The 16,823-nt window shown below is 74.0% G+C and carries 12 protein-coding genes; 4 read left to right on the top strand and 8 right to left on the bottom strand.

What is annotated here, in order from left to right; translation table 11 throughout:
* Positions 1-9 precede the first annotated feature (9 nt).
* Entirely contained in the window at positions 10-801 is a 792-nt protein-coding gene (locus tag AB4K12_RS11915; protein WP_368434171.1) for a 2,3-dihydro-2,3-dihydroxybenzoate dehydrogenase, read from the bottom strand.
* A 155-nt stretch (positions 802-956) separates the two neighbouring features.
* Between AB4K12_RS11915 and AB4K12_RS11910 the strand changes: the two genes are divergently transcribed.
* Entirely contained in the window at positions 957-1,775 is an 819-nt protein-coding gene (locus tag AB4K12_RS11910; protein WP_368434170.1) for an ABC transporter ATP-binding protein, read from the top strand.
* A 30-nt stretch (positions 1,776-1,805) separates the two neighbouring features.
* Here AB4K12_RS11910 and AB4K12_RS11905 read toward each other — a convergent pair whose 3' ends face one another.
* The 3 genes from AB4K12_RS11905 to AB4K12_RS11895 are packed head-to-tail and all read right to left on the bottom strand — an operon-like array spanning position 1,806 to position 5,981.
* Positions 1,806-3,794, bottom strand: coding sequence for a prolyl oligopeptidase family serine peptidase (locus AB4K12_RS11905; protein WP_368434447.1), 1,989 nt, complete (start codon positions 3,792-3,794; stop codon positions 1,806-1,808).
* A 5-nt stretch (positions 3,795-3,799) separates the two neighbouring features.
* A complete protein-coding gene (locus tag AB4K12_RS11900; protein WP_368434169.1) occupies positions 3,800-5,155 on the bottom strand; it encodes a M20/M25/M40 family metallo-hydrolase in 1,356 nt (451 codons plus the stop codon).
* Positions 5,148-5,981: a M55 family metallopeptidase gene (locus AB4K12_RS11895; RefSeq protein WP_086570306.1), complete on the bottom strand. Its 834-nt coding sequence runs from the start codon at positions 5,979-5,981 to the stop codon at positions 5,148-5,150. Before AB4K12_RS11895 ends, AB4K12_RS11900 begins: the two co-directional genes overlap by 8 nt.
* Positions 5,982-6,203: 222 nt before the next feature.
* On the opposite strand from AB4K12_RS11895, the gene AB4K12_RS11890 reads away from it, so the two are divergent.
* Positions 6,204-8,600, top strand: a complete 2,397-nt coding sequence (locus tag AB4K12_RS11890) for a SpoIIE family protein phosphatase (protein ID WP_368434168.1) — start codon at positions 6,204-6,206, stop codon at positions 8,598-8,600.
* 32 nt (positions 8,601-8,632) lie between these two features.
* On the opposite strand, the gene AB4K12_RS11885 is transcribed toward AB4K12_RS11890, so the two are convergent.
* From AB4K12_RS11885 to AB4K12_RS11870, 4 genes are all read right to left on the bottom strand, one after another.
* Positions 8,633-9,202: a hypothetical protein gene (locus tag AB4K12_RS11885; protein WP_368434167.1), complete on the bottom strand. Its 570-nt coding sequence runs from the start codon at positions 9,200-9,202 to the stop codon at positions 8,633-8,635.
* Between the two features lie 114 nt (positions 9,203-9,316).
* Positions 9,317-11,704 (bottom strand): MFS transporter, encoded by a 2,388-nt coding sequence (locus tag AB4K12_RS11880; protein ID WP_368434446.1) that lies wholly within the window; start codon positions 11,702-11,704, stop codon positions 9,317-9,319.
* Positions 11,705-11,929: 225 nt separating this feature from the next.
* Positions 11,930-12,388 carry an SRPBCC family protein gene (locus tag AB4K12_RS11875; RefSeq protein ID WP_086574301.1) on the bottom strand — a complete coding sequence of 153 codons (459 nt, stop codon included), beginning with the start codon at positions 12,386-12,388 and terminating at the stop codon, positions 11,930-11,932.
* 280 nt (positions 12,389-12,668) lie between these two features.
* On the bottom strand, positions 12,669-13,307 hold the full coding sequence (locus tag AB4K12_RS11870; protein ID WP_368434166.1) for a HEAT repeat domain-containing protein: 639 nt from the start codon (positions 13,305-13,307) through the stop codon (positions 12,669-12,671).
* A gap of 343 nt (positions 13,308-13,650) precedes the next feature.
* Between AB4K12_RS11870 and AB4K12_RS11865 the strand changes: the two genes are divergently transcribed.
* Together AB4K12_RS11865 and AB4K12_RS11860 are read left to right on the top strand one after the other, a co-directional pair.
* Positions 13,651-15,471 carry a 3-hydroxyacyl-CoA dehydrogenase family protein gene (locus AB4K12_RS11865; protein WP_368434165.1) on the top strand — a complete coding sequence of 607 codons (1,821 nt, stop codon included), beginning with the start codon at positions 13,651-13,653 and terminating at the stop codon, positions 15,469-15,471.
* 100 nt (positions 15,472-15,571) lie between these two features.
* A complete protein-coding gene (locus tag AB4K12_RS11860) occupies positions 15,572-16,435 on the top strand; it encodes a TetR family transcriptional regulator (RefSeq protein WP_086574308.1) in 864 nt (287 codons plus the stop codon).
* The last annotated feature ends 388 nt before the right edge of the window (positions 16,436-16,823 follow it).

Here is a 16,823-nt window from a genome sequence, read left to right as displayed (position 1 = left end):
GGCGCGCCGTCAGGCGCGCAGGGTGGCGCCCCCGTCGACGTACAGGTCGTGCATCGTGATGTGCCGGGCCCGGTCGGAGACCAGGAAGAGGACGGCGTCGGCGACGTCGGAGGGGTCGGCGATGCGGCCGAGCGGGATGCCGACGCGGTACGTGGCGGGGTCGCCGTCGAGGACGCGGCCGGGGACCTCGTCGCCGGCCCACAGGGCGCGCTGCATCGCGGTGTCGGTGGAGCCGGGCGAGACGACGTTGCAGCGGACTCCGCTGCGCGCGAGCTCGAGCCCGAGGCACTTGGTGAACATGGTGGCGGCGGCCTTGGAGGCCGCGTACGCCGCCATGCTGGTGCGCGGCACCCCGGCGGCGTTGGAGCCGACGGTGACGATGGCCCCGGAGCGGCGCTCGCTCATGCGGCGGGCGGCGGCGCGGGAGGTGTTGAACACGCCGGTGGAGTTCACGTCGAAGGTGCGCTGCCAGTCCTCGTCGCTGATCTCCACGACGGGTGAAGTGCGCAGCACCCCGGCGACGTTGACGAGGATGTCGAGCGGTCCGAGGGTCTTCTCGACCTCCTCGACGACGGCCTCGACTGCGCGGCTGTCGGAGACGTCGGCGGTGTGGTGGGTCACCGCGCCGCCGAATTCCGCTTCGAGCTTCTTGATGCCGTCCGGCGTCGCGTCGAGGGCCGCGACGCGCGCTCCTCGTGCGACAAGGGCGCGGGTCACGGCCTCGCCTATGCCTTGTCCGGCCCCGGTGACCAGCGCGACACGTCCGGCGAGTTCGGACTGCTCCACGGCGGTTTCCCCCATTCCACTTGAATTAAGGTAAGCCTTACCTTACACAACAGACCGCCAGGAAGGGAATTGATGTGCGAGCAAACGTTTGACCGAAGCGTCAATTGCCAAAGAGAGGCGGGGAAAACCTCACGGGAAACGGATGCGCAGCATTAGGTTAGGCTAACCTCATGCGACTCGTCGTCGAACAGCTCACCGCCGGCTACCCCGGCCACCCGGTCGTGCACGGCGTGGACCTCACCGTCCCCGAGGGACAGGTCGTCGCCGTCGTCGGCCCCAACGGCTGCGGCAAGTCCACCCTGTTGCGCTCCATCGCCCGGCTGCACCGGCCCGACTCCGGCACGGTCCGCATCGGCGACGCCGACATCTGGGAGCTGGCCCCCCGCAGGGCGGCGCACCGCATCGCCCTCCTCCCCCAGTCCCCGCAGGCGCCCGAGGCCGTGACCGTCGCCGGGCTCGTCCGCTACGGACGCCACCCGCACCAGGGCCTGTTCCGCCAGTGGTCGCGCGACGACGAGCGCGCGGTACGGGCGGCCCTCGAGGCCACCGGCACCGCCGCCCTGGCCTCGCGCCGCCTCGACCAGCTCTCCGGCGGCCAGCGCCAGCGCTGCTGGCTGGCCATGGTCCTCGCCCAGGAGACGCCGATCGTGCTGCTGGACGAGCCGACGAGCGCCCTGGACCTCGGGCACGCCGTCGACGTCCTCGAACTCGTCCGCGAGGTCGCGGCCGCGGGCCGCACGGTGATGATGGTGCTGCACGATCTGGCCAGCGCCGCCCGCTACGCCGACGTCGTCGTCGCTCTGCGCGACGGCCGCATCGTCGCCCACGGCCCCTCCCGCGAGGTCGTCGACGCCGCCCTGGTCCGTGAGCTCTACGGCATCGAGGCCGACGTCCTCGCCGCCCCCGGCGACGGCTCCCCCGTCGTCGTCCCCGCCGCCCGTACGGTGGCGGCCGGCGCCCCCGCGGCCCGGGCGGGCGCGGCCGCCTGATTCCAGGTCAGGCGACCGGGCCCGCGCCGGTCACTTGGCCAGCTCGAGGGCGGGCACGCCCGGCGCGTCGATGCCGAAGGTCTGCGCGTACAGCGACAGCTCCGCCTCCAGCGACCGGACGACGGAGTCGGCGCGCCGGAAGCCGTGGCCCTCGCCCTCGAAGGTGAGATAGGCGTGCGGCACTCCGCGTCCGGCCACCGCCTCCACCAGTCCCTCGCTCTGCCGGGCCGGGCAGACCGGGTCCTCGAGCCCCTGCAGCAGCAGGAAGGGCACCGCGATCCGGTCCGCGCGGGTGAGCGGCGAGCGGTCGCGATAACGGTCGGGGACCTCGGCGAACGGGCCGACGAGATACTCCAGGTAGTGCGACTCCAGGTCGTGGGTGCCCCCGTCGAGCCAGGCCATCAGGTCCAGCACGGGATAGGCGATGGTGCCGCACGCGTACAGGTCCGTCGCCACGAGGGAGGCGGCCGTGGTCCAGCCGCCCGCGCTGCCGCCCCGGATCGCCAGCCGGGCCCGGTCGGCCGTCCCCTCGTCCGCCAGCGCCTCGGCCACCGCCGCGCAGTCCTCGACGTCGACGATCCCCCAGCGCCCCCGCAGCCGGTCGCGGTACGCGCGCCCGTAGCCCGTCGAACCGCCGTAGTTGACCTGGGCCACGCCTATGCCCCGGGAGGTGAAGTAGGCGATCTCCAGGTCCAGCACCTGCGGCGACCGGCCGGTGGGCCCGCCGTGCGCCCACACCACGAAGGGCGGCAGCTCGTCGGCGGGCGCCACGTGGTCCGGGCTGTGCGGCGGATAGACATGGGCGTGGATCTCCCGGCCGTCCGGGCCGGTGAACGTGCGGATCAGCGGCTCGGGGTAGTACGCGGGGTCCACCGGGTCCACATGCCGGGCGCCGACCACCCGCGCCCGGCCGGTGCCGGTGTCCAGCTCCACCACCTCGTACGCGGTGCGCGGGCTGGCCGCGACGCCCACCACCCGGCTGCCGCTCGCCGAGACGGTGGCGTTCCACTCCGTCCACGGCCCGGCCGCGTCGACCAGCTCCCCCGTCTCGGGGTCGAGTATGCCCAGCACCATGGCGCCCCGGCCGTGGACGACGGCGACCAGGCCGTTGTCCAGCGGGGCGAACCACCGGGTGCCCGGCCGCCACAGCGCGCTCCCGAACTCCTCCTCGCGTCGGCAGAGGTCGACGCAGGCTCCGGTGGCCACGTCGACGCGGTGCAGGTTCCACCATCCGGTGCGGTCGGTCACGGCCAGCAGCGAGCCGTCCGCCGCCCACTCCACCTGGGCGACCGCCTCGTCGGGGCCGCCCAGCACCGTGCGTATCCCGGCGAAGGGGCCGTCCTCGCCGACCTCGGCCACCTTCAGCTCGGCACCCTCCCAGGACATGCGCGGGTGGTCCCAGGCGATCCACGCCGCCCGCCGGCCGTCCGGCGAGAGCCGGGGGCCGGTCACGAAACGGTGCCGGTCGTCCGTCAGCTCCCGTACGGCGTCCCGGTCATCGGCGGCCGAGCCGTCCAGCGGCACGGCGGCGAGCACCCGCCGCAGGTCGGTCGGGCCCTCGCCGGTGAACTCCTCCAGCACGCACCACACCTCCCCGCGCCCGGGCGGCAGCACCGGGTCGGCCCAGCGCAGCCCGCCGCCCACCGCCGAGGCCGGGGTCAGCGGGCGCGGCGGCGCGCCCGCCGGGTCGTCCGGCTCCCAGGCGTACAGCCGCTGGTCCGCGAAGTGGGCGAAGACCACCAGTGGGCCCCCGCTCTCCCGGGGCACCGCAGCCCAGGGCATCCCGCCGTACTCGAACAGGCGCGAGCGCACGTTCCACGGCGCGGCCAGGGCGGCCTCCTCCACGCCGTCGGCGCGGCGGCGCACCAGGGTCATCCGGCCGTCCTCGAGGGGGCGGGGCGCCACCCACCACACCTCGTCGCCCACCGCGCCCACGAAGTCGGGCCTGCTGTCGTGCGATGCGGCGAGCTCCGCGCGGATCGGGGACCGCCAGGCTCCGTAGGGCGTCGTGGACACCATGGTGTTCATGCCTCCTCGAGACGGTGGTGACGCAGGTCGTCGTTCATGAAGAAGTGGTCGAGCACCCGGACGCCGAAGTGCAGCGCGTCGACGGGCACCTGCTCGTCGACCCCGTGGAAGAGGGCCTGGTAGTCGAAGCCCGGGGGGAGCCTGAGCGGCGAGAAGCCGTAGCCGGCGATGCCCAGGCGGGAGAACTGCTTGGCGTCCGTGCCGCCGGACATGCAGAACGGCACCACCCTCCCCTCCGGGTCGAATCGCTCGAGGGCGGCGCGCATCCGGTCGAACACCGGCCGGTCGACCGGCGCCTGCAGGGCGGGCTCCGCGTGGTAGAACTCCCATTCCACCCCGGGACCGGTCAGCCGGTCCATGGTGGCGCGGAACTCCTCCTCGCCGCCCGGCACCGTCCGGCCGTCGACGAAGGCCTCGGCGTGCCCCGGAACCACATTGATCTTGTAGCCGGCGTCCAGCATCGTCGGGTTGGCGCTGTTGCGCACGGTCGCCGCCACCAGCGCCGCCGCCGTGCCCAGCTTGGCCAGCAACTCGTCCAGGTCGAGGTCGGGGTCGTCGAGGTCCGCCTCGACCTCCTGCGCGGCGGCGATCCGGCCGAGGGCGGCCCGTACGGTCGGGGTGAGCCGGACCGGCCACTGGTGGTCGCCGATCCGGGCGACGGCGGCGGCGAGCCGGGTGACGGCGTTGCGCGGGTTGACCTTCGAGCCGTGCCCGGCGGTGCCCCGCGCGGTCAGCCTGACCCAGGCGGAGCCGCGCTCCCCCGCCCCCACCGGATAGAGCCGCAGCCCGCCGTCGGCGTGGAAGGTGTAGGCCCCGGACTCGCCGATGGCCACCGTGCAGCCCTCGAAGAGCGCGGCGTGCTCGTCGGCGAGGTAGCCCGCGCCGGCGAGGGCCTGGTCCTCCTCGTCGGCGGTGAAGGCGAGCACGACGTCGTGCGGCGGCCGCGCCCCGGCCCGGGCCCATGCCCGTACCGTCGCCAGGACCATCGCGTCCATGTTCTTCATGTCGATGGCGCCCCGGCCCCACACCACGCCGTCGCGGACCTCGCCGGAGAAGGGGTGCACGCTCCAGTCGCCCGCCTCGGCGGGCACCACGTCCAGGTGCCCGTGCACCAGCACGGCGTCCGCCGACGGGTCCGTACCGGCGATCCGGGCGACGACGTTGGTCCGCCCGCGCTCCTTCTCCAGCAGGACCGGCTCGAGGCCGGCCTCCGCGAGCCGCTCGGCGACGTACTCGGCGGCGGGCCGCTCCCGGCAGTCCCCGCCGCCGCGGTTGGTGGTGTCGATCCGGATGAGGTCGGAGGTGAACGACACCGCCTCCTCGAGCGCCCGCTCGTCGATCCTGTCACCCATACTGGTCCTCCACCGCCGCCGACACGACGGTCGTGACCGCCTTGAAACAGCGGATCGCTTCGTACATGGTCGACGTGGTGTAGGCGACCCGGCGCTCGCCGATCCGCTCGACTCCGGGCACCACCGTCGCGGCCCCGGCCAGATGCTCGGCGTCGAACTCCAGCTCCATGTCGAACGGCCCGTTCCGCACCGGCTCGTGCCGCACCGCCAGCGCCACGGCGTCCCTCGCCGCGGCCCGGATGTCCGCCGCCGTCCGCGCGGGCGTGCGGCACACGGCCGCGTAGCGCGACACGTAGTCCTTCACCGCCACCGAACGCGCGTGGGGCGCATACCCCTTGGCGTCCTCGCACGTCCGGTCGTCGCCGGTCACCAGCACCACCGGCACACCGTATTCGGCGACCACCAGGGAATTGAGCAACCCCTCGCTGGCGCGCGTGCCGCTCACCCGGACGCCCGTCAGGGAGTTGGCCAGATACGTGTGCGCCAGCACTCCCTCCGCGCCCGCCGCGGCGTGGTAGCCCACGAACGCGATGCCGTCCACGTCACCGTGCTGCACGCCCTCGACCATGCTCAGCGACTTGTGCTTGCCGGTGAGCATCTCGGCCCGCTCGTCCAGCTTCTCCAGAAGGAGGTTGCGCATGCTCCAGTGCGCCTCGTTGACGAGCACGGCGTCGGCGCCCCCGTCGAAGAACCCGGCGATGGCGGCGTTGACGTCCGAGGTGAACAGGTGGCGGCAGCGCTCCCACTGCGGCGCGCCGGGCAGCACGTCGCCGGGCCAGGTGACGCCGGTGGCGCCCTCCATGTCAGCGGAGATCAGGATCTTCACCATCCACCCGTTCTATCGCAGGCGGGAGGGCGTCCGCACCGGTCCCGACGTCAGTTGCCGGTATCGGTCACGGGAACGGTCGAAAGACGGTTCGTCCGGGCTACAACACGGCACGGTGCCAGTACCGTTTGGTCCGACGCCCTGTCAAGTGTCGACAACCGGCCGGGTGCGGGCCGGAAGCGAGCCGTCCTCGCAGGCCCGCGCTGTGACATGCTCGTGCTCGTGACGAGCGAGTCTGTCGAGTCCCAGAAGGCCGCCGCCGTGCCCGAGGTCGTCGCGCTGGCCAAGGTGGTCGCCAAGCTGCGGACGGAGAACGAACGCCTGGAACGCCTGGTGTCCACCACCGGGGTCCTGGAGCGCGCCAAGGGCGTCGTGATGGCCCGATCGGGTTGTTCCGCGGCCGCCGCCCACGACACCCTGACGCGGCGGGCGAACCTGGCGGGCCGCACGCTGATGGAGGAGTGCTGGACGGTACTCGGCCGGATCCGGTCGCGTCCGCCCTCCCCGCGCCCCGCCCCGCGCACCTCGCCCCCGGCGCCGCGGGCGGGTACGGACGAGCCGCCGGCCTCCCTGGAGCACGCGGCGGTCCTCAGCGCGCTGGGCGAGGCCCTCACCCGGGTCGCCAACCGTCAGGAACTGGCCCACTGCCTGCGGGAACACCTGGCCGACGCGGTCGGGGCCGACGCGGTGATGATCTACAGCGGACCGTCCGACGGCGGCCTGGACCTCGTCGGTCACGCCGGACTGCCGGCGTCCGTCGCCGCGCAGTGGCGACGGGTGCCGCCGCTGGCCGGCGTCGCGGCCATCGCGGTCATCCGCGACCGCGAGGCCGTCTGGCTCGAGGACCTCGAGCGGGACAGGGAACGGTATCTGCTGCTCGGCGAGCCGCCCGAGCACTGGCCCTCGCGGGCCTGGGTTCCCGTGGACACCGGCGGCGTGGTCAGGACGGCGATCGGCGTGCTGCGCACCGTGGACGCCCCCTTCACCGCCGCGACCCGGAGCCTGCTGCGCGCGGTGGCCCGGCTGTGCGCGGGCCGCCTGAGGGCGTTCGACACGCCCCGCCGGCGCGCGGCCGGCCGGGCGACGGAGCTCGTCCAGGCCACCTTCGACGTCCTCACGGGGCCGGCGATCCTGCTGACGCCGCTGTACGCGACGTCGGGCGAGGTCGAGGACTTCCGCGTCGACGCCGCCGCACCGGAGTCGGTGGACGTCGCCGGCCGGCGCGGCCGGCAGCTGGTGGGCCTGCGGATCCTCGAGTGCTACCCCACCGTCGCCGGGTCACCGCTGTGGCAGGGCTACCTCGACACGCTCGCCACGGGACGGCCCTTCGCCGGCGGGCCGTTCGACTACGAGGAGGTCGTCGCCGGCGTCCCGCGCACCACCTGCTACTCGGTGCGCGTCGCCCGGCTCGGCGACGGGCTGCTCGTCTCGTGGGTCCGGCACGACGCGGCGGAACGGCGACGACGGCGGCTCGAGGACGTGCAGCGGCTGGGCAACCTGGGCTGGGCCGAGTGGAACCTGGTCACCGACACCATCACCTGGTCGCCCCAGGTCTACACCATCTTCGACCGCGACCCCGGCCTCGGCCCGCTGACCCTCGAGGACCTCCCCGACCGCCTGCTGCCCGAGGACGTACCCGCCCTCGCCCGGGCGACGCGGCGGCTGCTCGACGAGGGGCGGCCCGTCGACCGGCCGTTCCGCATCACGACGGCGTCCGGTGTGCGGCACCTGCGCGTCGTGGCGGAGGCCGTCCTCGACGCCGACGGCTCCCCGGTGGAGGTCCACGGCTTCTTCCAGGACCTCACCGCGCGGCGGAGCGCGGAGCTGGCGCTGGTCGAGAGCGAACGGGCGGTCCTGTCGCAACGGGGCGTCCTGGAGACGGAGCGCACGGTCGCCGACCGCCTGCAGCACGCCCTGCTGCCGCTGCCCGAGCAGTCGCTCAAGCTCACCGACCTGCGCGTCGACGTCGCGTACCTGCCGTCCGACGACGGGGTGAACGTGGGCGGCGACTGGTACAGCGCGCTCGAAATGCCCGACGGCACGGTGCTGTTCGCCGTCGGCGACGTGGCCGGGCACGGCATCGACGCCGTGGCCTCCATGGCCCAGCTGCGCTTCACCGCGAAGGGCATGGTCCTCACCGGATCGTCCCTGACCGGCGCGCTGGACCGGCTCAACACGCTGCTCCTGCACACCGCCCAGGCGCACAGCACCACGGCCACGATGGTCCTCGCCCGCTACGACCCGAAGGACCGGAGCCTGACCTGGGCCCAGGCGGGGCACCCGCCGCCCCTGCTGCTGCGCGGGGGCCGGGCCGAGTACCTCCGCCACCCCAAGGGCATGCTGCTCGGCGCGGACCCGAAGCCCTCGTACAGCGAGGCGGTGTGCCGGCTGGAGCCGGGCGACCACCTTCTCCTCTACACCGACGGCCTGATCGAAAGGCCCCGTGAGCACATCGACGAGGGCTTCACCCGGCTGGCGGACGCGGCGCTGCGGGAGCTCGGGCGCGGCAGCGGCTCCCTCGCCGCGCTGCTGAACCCGCTGCGCCGCTCGGAGCGGCGGGACGACGTGTGCTTCCTCGACATCCACCTGCCCTCCGACACCGCCCGGACGGACCGGTGAGGCGGACGGGCCCGTGAGGCGCGGCCGGGCGGTCAGGCCCGGCTGAGGCGCAGGACGGGGCAGCCCCGCTCGAGGACCTGGGCGACGATGCGCCCGCTCGTGGCCTTGGCCATGCCGGGCAGCACGTCGGGCAGCCGCCCGGCGAGCTCACGGGCGCCGGGGAGGCCGCGGTGCGGGGCGAAGGCCGGCACGGCCCGCTCCCGGGCGCCGTCCGGCAGCCGGGCCGCGTCCGTGGCCAGCACGAGCATCCGCTCCGGTCCGGGGCCGGACAGCGGGTAGGCCCACCACAGCACCTCCACCCGGCCGCCGGTGCCGCCGCGGTCGGCCCGTGCGCGGCCGGACCGGGCGAAGCCGGGCACGGGCGGGGCGTCGTGCGCGGCGCGGCCCGTCAGGCCGCCCACCGCCCCGCCCACCGGCATGAGGTCGGCGGCGGCCCTGCCCACCGCCTCCTCCCCACGCCGGCCGAAGAGTTCGCCCGCGCCCCCGCTCCAGTGCGTCACCACTCCCCCGGCGTCCACCACGACCACCGCGAGGGAGACCCGGCCGGGAAGCGGCGCGCCCCGCTGCCCGGGTGCCGCGGGATCGGACGTGCCACGGTCCATGGATGTCGCTCCTTCGCCCGCCGACGCGAGTTCTACCGACCGGTACCACCGTAGGGCCCGGCCCGGCACGGGCACCCGGCAATCGCCGAACTGCCGAGGCGCGCCGGGCCCGAACTACTGGTCGGCGTGGCCGAGTTGGAGGTCCCGCTCGGTGCGCCCGCCGCCCGCCACCTGCAGCACGGTCGCCACCGGCGGGTAGCCGGCCGCCACGACCGTGTACTCGCCCGCCGACAGGTCGACGAAGCGGAAGGTCCCGTCCGCGCCGGTGATGGTGGAGTCCACCACGTTCCCGGCGGCGTCCAGCAGGGTGACCCGCGCGTCCTCGACGGGCCGCCCGCCGCCGGCCCGTACGGTCCCCCGCAGCACGGCGCCCCCCGCGAGCTCGATGTCCTGCCGGGTCTCGCGGGCCGACTGGACGGTCACCGGCAGCGCGGCGGGCCGGAAGGCGGGGGCGCTGGAGGCGAGGGTGTACTCGCCGGCGATGAGCTCGCCGATGACGTAGCCGCCGTCGTGGCCGGTGCGGGTGGAGGCGACGACCTCGCCGTGCACGTTGGTCAGGGTGACCAGCGCCTCGCGCACGGGCGTGCCGTCGGCGGTGCGCACGGTTCCGGCCAGCCGGCCGGCGCCGCCGAGGATGACGTCGAGCTCGACGGGCCGCTCGCCGACGGTGACGGTGACGGCCTGCGGCTGGTGGCCGCCGGCGGCCGCGATCAGGACGTACGAGCCGGTGCCGGGCGTGCTCAGCGCGTACCGGCCGTCCTCGCCGCTGGCGCCCCGGCCGATCTGGCGGCCCTGGATGTCGATGAGGGTCAGGGCGGCGCGCGGGACGGTGGTGCCGTCATGGTGCTGGACGGCGCCGGTCACGGGGATGCCGGCGACGAAGAGCGGGGCGGCCGCGGGCGCGGGTTCGGCCGGTGGCGGAGCGGTGCGCGCGGTCGGGATGGCGGGGGCCTCGGGGGCGTTGTGGGACACCAGTGGTTTCTCTTTCAGCAGGAAGGCGAGCACAAAGCCCACGATGAGCACCGGTACGAGGTAGAGGAAGATCCGCGGCATGGCCTCGGCGTAGGCCCGGACGTAGCCGTCGCGCAGCGCCGGGGGCAGGGCGTGCACCAGCCGCGGGGTGAGGGCGTCCGGGGCCGGCAGCCCGGCGCGGGGCGGGAGTTCGGCGGCGAGGGCGGCGGAGAGGCGGTGCGCGAAGAGGGTGCCGAAGACCGCCGCGCCGAGGGAACCGCCGATCTGCCGGAAGTAGTTGTGGGCGCTGGTCGCGGTGCCGAGGTCGGCCGGGCGTACGGAGTTCTGCACGGCGAGGACCAGGACGGGCAGCGCGAGGCCGATGCCCACGCCGAGGATGGCCATCCAGAGGCTGTAGACGAGGCGGCCGGTCTGCGCGTCGAGGTGAGAGAGGAGGTACATGCCCTCGGCGGAGAGGGCGCCGCCGAGGATGGGCAGGAGCTTGTAGTGGCCCGTCCGGCTGATGAGCTGGCCCGCGACGAGCGAGGCGACGACGATGCCGCCCATCATGGGCAGCATCAGCAGCCCGGACGCGGTGGCGTCCACGCCGTCGACCATCTGCAGGAAGGTGGGCAGGTAGCTGGCGGCGCCGAAGAGGGCGACCCCGGCGACGGCGCCGACGAGGGCGGTGACGGTGAAGACGGAGTCGCGGAAGAGATGGGGCGGGATGATCGGTTCCGCGGCGAAGTGCTCGACGACGACGAACAGCAGCGCCGTGCCGATCGCGCCGGCGCCGAGCCCGAGGACCGTCCGGGACGTCCACCCGTACTCCGTGCCGCCCCAGGTGGTCAGCAGCACCACGCAGGTGGAGGAGGCCGTCAGCAGCAGCGCGCCCAGGACGTCGAAGCGGGCGCGGCGCGGCGGCCGGGGCAGCTTGAGGCCGACGGCGACGACGGCGAGCGTGAGGAGGCCGAGGGGGACGTTGACGTAGAAGCACCAGCGCCAGGTGGCGTGGTCGGCGCAGTAGCCGCCGAGCAACGGCCCGGCCACGGAGGCGAGTCCGTAGGCGGCGCTGATGACGCCCATGTAGCGGCCGCGTTCACGGGCCGGGACGATGTCGGCGATGATGGCCTGGACGCCGATGAGCAGTCCGCCGGCGCCGATGCCCTGCACGGCGCGGAAGAGGACGAGCTGGTCCATGGTGCGGGACCAGCCGGCGAGGCCGGAGCCGGCGACGAAGACGACGACGGCGAAGAGGAAGACCGTCTTGCGGCCCCAGAGGTCGCCGAGCTTGCCGTGGATCGGCAGGACGACGGTGGAGGTCAGCAGGTAGGCGGTGACGGCCCACGACATCCGTTCCAGGCCGTGCAGTTCGCCCACGATCCTGGGCAGGGCGGTGGCCACGACGGTCTGGTCGAGCGCCGCGAGCAGCAGGGTGAGCATGAGGCCGGCGAAGACCAGCCGCACTCTGGCGGGGCCGGGCGCCGGGAGCCGGTCGGCCGGGGCGGGCGGTGAAGGGGGCAGGGCGAGCGTCCTGTCGCTCTTCTCCATGGTCTCGACGGTGGACCCGCCCACGTACAACTCCCCTCGTCGCGCCTGCGTTGCCGCCCATTTCTCGCATTACGCGACAACGGCCAGCAAGCGCGACGATTTGTGAGGGAGAGCCGAACGCGGCACTTTCTGCCGGTCGGAGGCGGTTTAGGCGCAGCGGTGCGGCGCCGGGAGAACCACTCGAAACGGTGAGCCCGGACCGGGGGTCCGGGCGGCCCCGACGGGTCAGGCGGTGCTCGGCTTCCCCTCGACCTCGGCGGCGAGGCGGGTCAGCACGGCGTCGTAGATGCGCCCGAGACCCTTGGGGGCGAAGGTCCGCTCGAAGAAGCCGCCGATGCCGGTCGCGCCGGTCCAGGTGGTGGTGACGACGACCTTGGAGCTGCCCTCGCCCGCGGGGGTGACGGTCCAGGTGGTGACCATGGTGGAGTTGCGGTCCTTCTCGACCAGCTGCCCGGTGGAGGGCTCGGAGACCTCGAGCAGGCAGTCGCGGACGCGCTTGCTCGTGGCCTGCAGCTTCCAGTGCACCACGGTGCCCTCGCCGTCCCCGCCCTCGCGCACCTCGTACTCGCTGAAGTGCTCGGGCAGCAGCTTGGCCCGGGTGCCGCTGTAGTCCGCGAGCGCGTCGAAGACGTCCTCCGCGCCCGCCGCGATGATCCGCTCCGTGGTGGCCTCGACCTGGCCCATGGCTTGTTCCTCCGGGACGATGAAGAATTTCGGTGCTTGCCGTACCTGCTTGTGCCGGCCAAGCCAACCACCATCGCCACACCCACCCAAATCCGGGGTCGCACCTTTTACGTACATACATACGTTCTTCCTCCGGTCGGACCGCGCGCACTGGCGTTCCCCCGTGACGCGCATCCGAAAGGTCCGGAACGGACCTCGCGGCGCTCGAGGGCGCGCGGCAGCGCGGATACGCGCGCATGGTGGTGTGGGTACTGAAGGGCGACGCGCGCGCCCGCCGTTTCTACGAGCGCCCGGGACGCGCTCCCGGCAGCGCCGAGTCGCCCGGGCCGCGGAGCCTGGCCAGGGCCGCGACGGCGGCGGGGCGCAGCCGTTCGTGTTCGCGGGCGGCGACCAGCGCGGCCTCGGCCCGGCGGTCGCCGAGGACGCCCAGGCCCTCGACGCAGGCGCGGGCGACCGGCCAGCAGTGGTCGCGGGCGGCGAGCAGCCGTTCCAGGGTCGAGAGCAGGGCGGGCACGGACTCGGGCGCCCGGAGCTCGGTGAGCAGGCGGACGGGGTACAGGGCGTAGGCCGTGCGCAGCGGGTTGGTGGCCAGCGCGGCGGCGGCGCGGCCCGTGCGCGGGTCGCGCAGGCGGGCCAGGGCGTGGGCGGCGGTGGCGCACCGCACGGGCTCGCGGTAGTTGAGGAGGAGGACGAGCGTCTCGAAGGCCCGCCGGTCGCCCTTGCCGCCGAGGACGAAGGCGGCGATCTCGCGGGCCCACAGCGGCTGTTCGGGGGCCGTCAGGACGCCGGCCAGCGCGTCGTGGGCGGCGCGGGTGTCGGTGCGCACGAGCGCGAGCAGCCTCTCGTACGCCGAGAACTCGGCCGGGGAGACCAGTTCGGCCCGTACCCTCTTCAGCAGCGCGCGGAATTCCTCTTCCATTTCCCGCTCTCCTCCCCGAGTGGCCTGCGCCACATGGTAAGTCGCCCGGCCGCCCCCTGGCGCTCTTGGTTACCGGTGGGTTAATCTCCCCGGCAGGAGCGGTACCCCCGCTCCGACGGCCGGTGACGCGGCCGTGAAGCGCCGGCCTCCTCGCCGGTTCGTCGGTTCGGCACCGAGTACGGCACGGCCCCGGGACAGGGCCCCGCCGGTCGCTCGACTCCCTCTCCGTGGACGCCCCTTACCCGTCCGCGGAAACTCCCAGTCGTCGCCCCCTCGCCGGGGCCGCCAACCGCCGACTCCCCCGCGCGCTCCTCGCCCGGGGGACATTCCCTGGAGTTACGCGATGGACCGCACCTCCGCCTCCGAGCCGTCCCCTCCCCGCTCCGCCTCGTCCATCGGGACCGTCGCCGTGATCGGCCTCGGCACCATGGGCACCGGCATCGCCGAAGTGCTCGCCCTCTCCGGCCGTACCGTCGTCGGCATCGACATCAGCGACGCCGCCGCGCTGCGGGCCGGGGCGGCGCTGGAGGCCGCCACCGCCCGCGCGGTCGAGCGCGGCCGGATCACCGAGGCCGACCGGCGGGCCGCGCTGGGCCGCTTCCGCACCGCCCGCGAACTGAGCGCGGCCGCCGACGCCGACCTGGTGATCGAGGTCGTGCCCGAGGACTACGACCTCAAGCACGAGGTGTTCACCGCCCTCGACGCCGTCGTCCGCCCCACCGCCATCCTCGCGACGGGCACCAACGCGCTGTCGGTGACCCGGCTCGCCGCCGACTCCGCCCGCCCCGAACGCGTCCTGGGCCTGCACTTCTTCAACCCGGCGCCCGCGATGAAGCTCGTCGAGATCGTCTCCTCCGTGCTCACGGCGCCGGACGCGGTCGGCGCCGTCACCGAACTCGCCCACGAGCTGGGCAAGGAGCCGGTGGCGGTGGGCGACCGGCCGGGGTTCGTGGCCGACGGGCTGCTGTTCGGCTATCTGAACCAGGCGGCCGCCATGTACGAGGCGCGCTACGCCACCCGCGAGGACATCGACGCGGCGATGCGGCTGGGCTGCGGGCTGCCGATGGGCCCGCTGGCGCTGCTGGACCTGATCGGCATCGACACCGCGCGCACGGTGCTGGAGGCGATGTACGCCGCCTCGCACGACCGGCTGCACGCGCCCGCGCCGGTGCTCGGGCAGCTCACGGCCGCCGGGCTGACCGGCCGTAAGGCGGGCCGCGGCTTCTACACCTACGAGGGCCCGGGCTCCGCCACCGTGGTGCCGGACGCGGACACCCCGCACCCCGACGGCGGCCGGTCGGCGGTCCGCGAGGTGCGGTCGGTCGGGGTCGCGGGCTCGGGGACGATGGCGAGCGGCATCGCCGAGGTGTTCGCCAAGGCCGGGTATCCGGTGGTGCTCGCCGCGCGCACGCTCGGCAAGGCGGAGGCGGCCAGGGCGCGCGTGGAGAAGTCCCTGGCGCGCTCGGTGGAGAAGGGCCGGCTGACGGCCGCCGAACGGGACACCGCGCTCGCCCTCGTCACCCCGGCCGGCTCGCTCGACGCGCTGGCGGAAGTGGACCTGGCCGTCGAGGCGGTGGCGGAGGACCTGGAGGTCAAGCGGCAGCTGTTCGCCACGCTGGACAAGATCTGCAAGCCCGGCGCGGTGCTGGCCACCACCACCTCCTCGCTGCCCGTGGTCGCCTGCGCCCGCGCCACCTCGCGGCCGCAGGACGTCATCGGCATGCACTTCTTCAACCCGGCACCCGCGATGAAGCTCGTCGAGGTGGTCCGTACGGTCCTGACGGCCGACGACGTGCACGCCACCGTCCGCGCGGTGTGCGCGCGGGTCCGCAAGCACGCGGTGGACTGCGGCGACCGGGCGGGGTTCATCGTCAACGCGCTGCTGTTCCCCTACCTCAACAACGCCGTGAAGATGGTGGAGGAGCACTACGCGTCGCTGGACGAGATCGACGCGGCGATGAAGCTGGGCGGCGGCTATCCCATGGGCCCCTTCGAGCTGCTGGACGTCGTGGGCCTGGACGTCTCGCTGGCCATCGAGAAGGTGCTGCACCGCGAGTTCCGCGAGCCGGGCCTCGCGCCCGCGCCGCTGCTGGAGCACCTGGTGGCGGCGGGGTGCCTGGGCCGTAAGACCGGGCGCGGCTTCCGCGAGTACGCGAAGGCCTGACCGGGCCGTGCCCGCAGATCAGGCGGGCTGGGGCGGACTGCTCGAACCGGCCGGCAGTCCGCCCCGGCACGCCCATACCACCGCGTGTTACGTTCCCCACATGTCCCAGCCCGCCAAGTCCGCCCGCGCGCCGCGCGGGGCCGCCACCACCGAGTCCCAGGGAGCCGAGGGCCCGAAGGTATCGAACGCCCGGAAGGGGACCGGCCCCGAGAGCGCCGGATCCCGCCGCGCCGCGGCCCAACGGCTCACCATGCGCCGCAAACTCGCCGCGGCCGCCATGGAGTTGTTCGCGACCAAGGGCTACGAGGCGACCACCGTCGACGAGATCGCGGCCGCGGCCGGCGTCGCCCGCCGGACGTTCTTCCGTCACTTCCGCTCCAAGGAAGAGGCCATCTTCCCCGACCACGACGACACGCTCGTGCGCGCGGCGGGCGTGCTGGACGCCGCACCGCCGCACGAGAACCCCCTGGACACCGTCTGCCGGGGCATCAAGGAGGTCATGCGGATGTACGCGGCCTCCCCGGCCGTCTCCGTCGAGCGCTACCGCCTGACCCGCGAGGTGCCCGCGCTGCGCGAGCGCGAGATCGCCTCGGTGGCCCGCTACGAGCGGCTGTTCACCCGTTACCTGCTCGGCCACTTCGACGAGCGGGCCCACCACGTGGGCGACGACGACCCGCTGCTCGCCGAGGTCGCCGCCTCCGCGGTGGTCACCGCGCACAACCACGTCCTGCGGCGCTGGCTGCGCAGCGGGGGCGAGGGCGACGTGGAGGCCCAGCTCGACCACGCCTTCGCGATCGTGCGGGAGACGTTCGGCGCGGGCATCGGTTCGGGGCGTACGGGCGCGGAGGGGACACCGCCGGCCTCGGCGCGGACCGAGGGCGAGGTGCTGGTGACGGTGGCCCGTACGGACGCGCCACTGGACGAGGTCATGCGCGTGATCGAGAAGGCCCTCAAGAAGAAGTAGGCAACAAGAAACAGGCAACAAGAAGCAGGGCAAAAGCTCTTATATACGGACAACGGCCGCCCCATCGGGGCGGCCGTTGTTGCTCATGCGTGCCCTCGAGATGACATCTGAGAGAAATTGTTGGCACCCAGTGTCTTGTCGAGTGGCACGCGGTGCCATACGTTGTGGGTGTCCGGGCGGCCGGCACGCAGACCCAAACCGTCGTGTGCCGGCTGTCCCCACAAGCGATTTGTGCGCCCGGATGCCTGCGTCACCAGGCCCCTCGAGCGCTCACCCGCGCCGCCGAGCACCACCCGCGCACCACCCGCCGAACCGACGGCACCACCGCTTCGCCATCCCCCGACGTTCCCTCAAGCCCGTTCCCCGACGTGCTTCGCCGGAGGCAATC

The organism is Streptomyces sp. C36 (assembly GCF_040932295.1).
In the GTDB taxonomy this organism is placed as follows: Bacteria; Actinomycetota; Actinomycetes; order Streptomycetales; family Streptomycetaceae; genus Streptomyces; species Streptomyces triculaminicus.
This window is presented reverse-complemented; position numbering and strand designations above follow the sequence as displayed.

Excerpts from the sequence above, each read along its gene's own strand:
- AB4K12_RS11900 (WP_368434169.1), bottom strand. The coding sequence starts at position 5,155 with ATGGGTGACAGGATCGACGAGCGGGCGCTCGAGGAGGCGGTGTCGTTC.
- AB4K12_RS11870 (WP_368434166.1), bottom strand. The coding sequence starts at position 13,307 with ATGGAAGAGGAATTCCGCGCGCTGCTGAAGAGGGTACGGGCCGAACTG.
- AB4K12_RS11915 (WP_368434171.1), bottom strand. The coding sequence starts at position 801 with ATGGGGGAAACCGCCGTGGAGCAGTCCGAACTCGCCGGACGTGTCGCG.
- AB4K12_RS11880 (WP_368434446.1), bottom strand. The coding sequence starts at position 11,704 with ATGGAGAAGAGCGACAGGACGCTCGCCCTGCCCCCTTCACCGCCCGCC.
- AB4K12_RS11885 (WP_368434167.1), bottom strand. The coding sequence starts at position 9,202 with ATGGACCGTGGCACGTCCGATCCCGCGGCACCCGGGCAGCGGGGCGCG.
- AB4K12_RS11905 (WP_368434447.1), bottom strand. The coding sequence starts at position 3,794 with ATGGTGTCCACGACGCCCTACGGAGCCTGGCGGTCCCCGATCCGCGCG.
- AB4K12_RS11875 (WP_086574301.1), bottom strand. The coding sequence starts at position 12,388 with ATGGGCCAGGTCGAGGCCACCACGGAGCGGATCATCGCGGCGGGCGCG.
- AB4K12_RS11910 (WP_368434170.1), top strand. The coding sequence starts at position 957 with ATGCGACTCGTCGTCGAACAGCTCACCGCCGGCTACCCCGGCCACCCG.
- AB4K12_RS11860 (WP_086574308.1), top strand. The coding sequence starts at position 15,572 with ATGTCCCAGCCCGCCAAGTCCGCCCGCGCGCCGCGCGGGGCCGCCACC.
- AB4K12_RS11865 (WP_368434165.1), top strand. The coding sequence starts at position 13,651 with ATGGACCGCACCTCCGCCTCCGAGCCGTCCCCTCCCCGCTCCGCCTCG.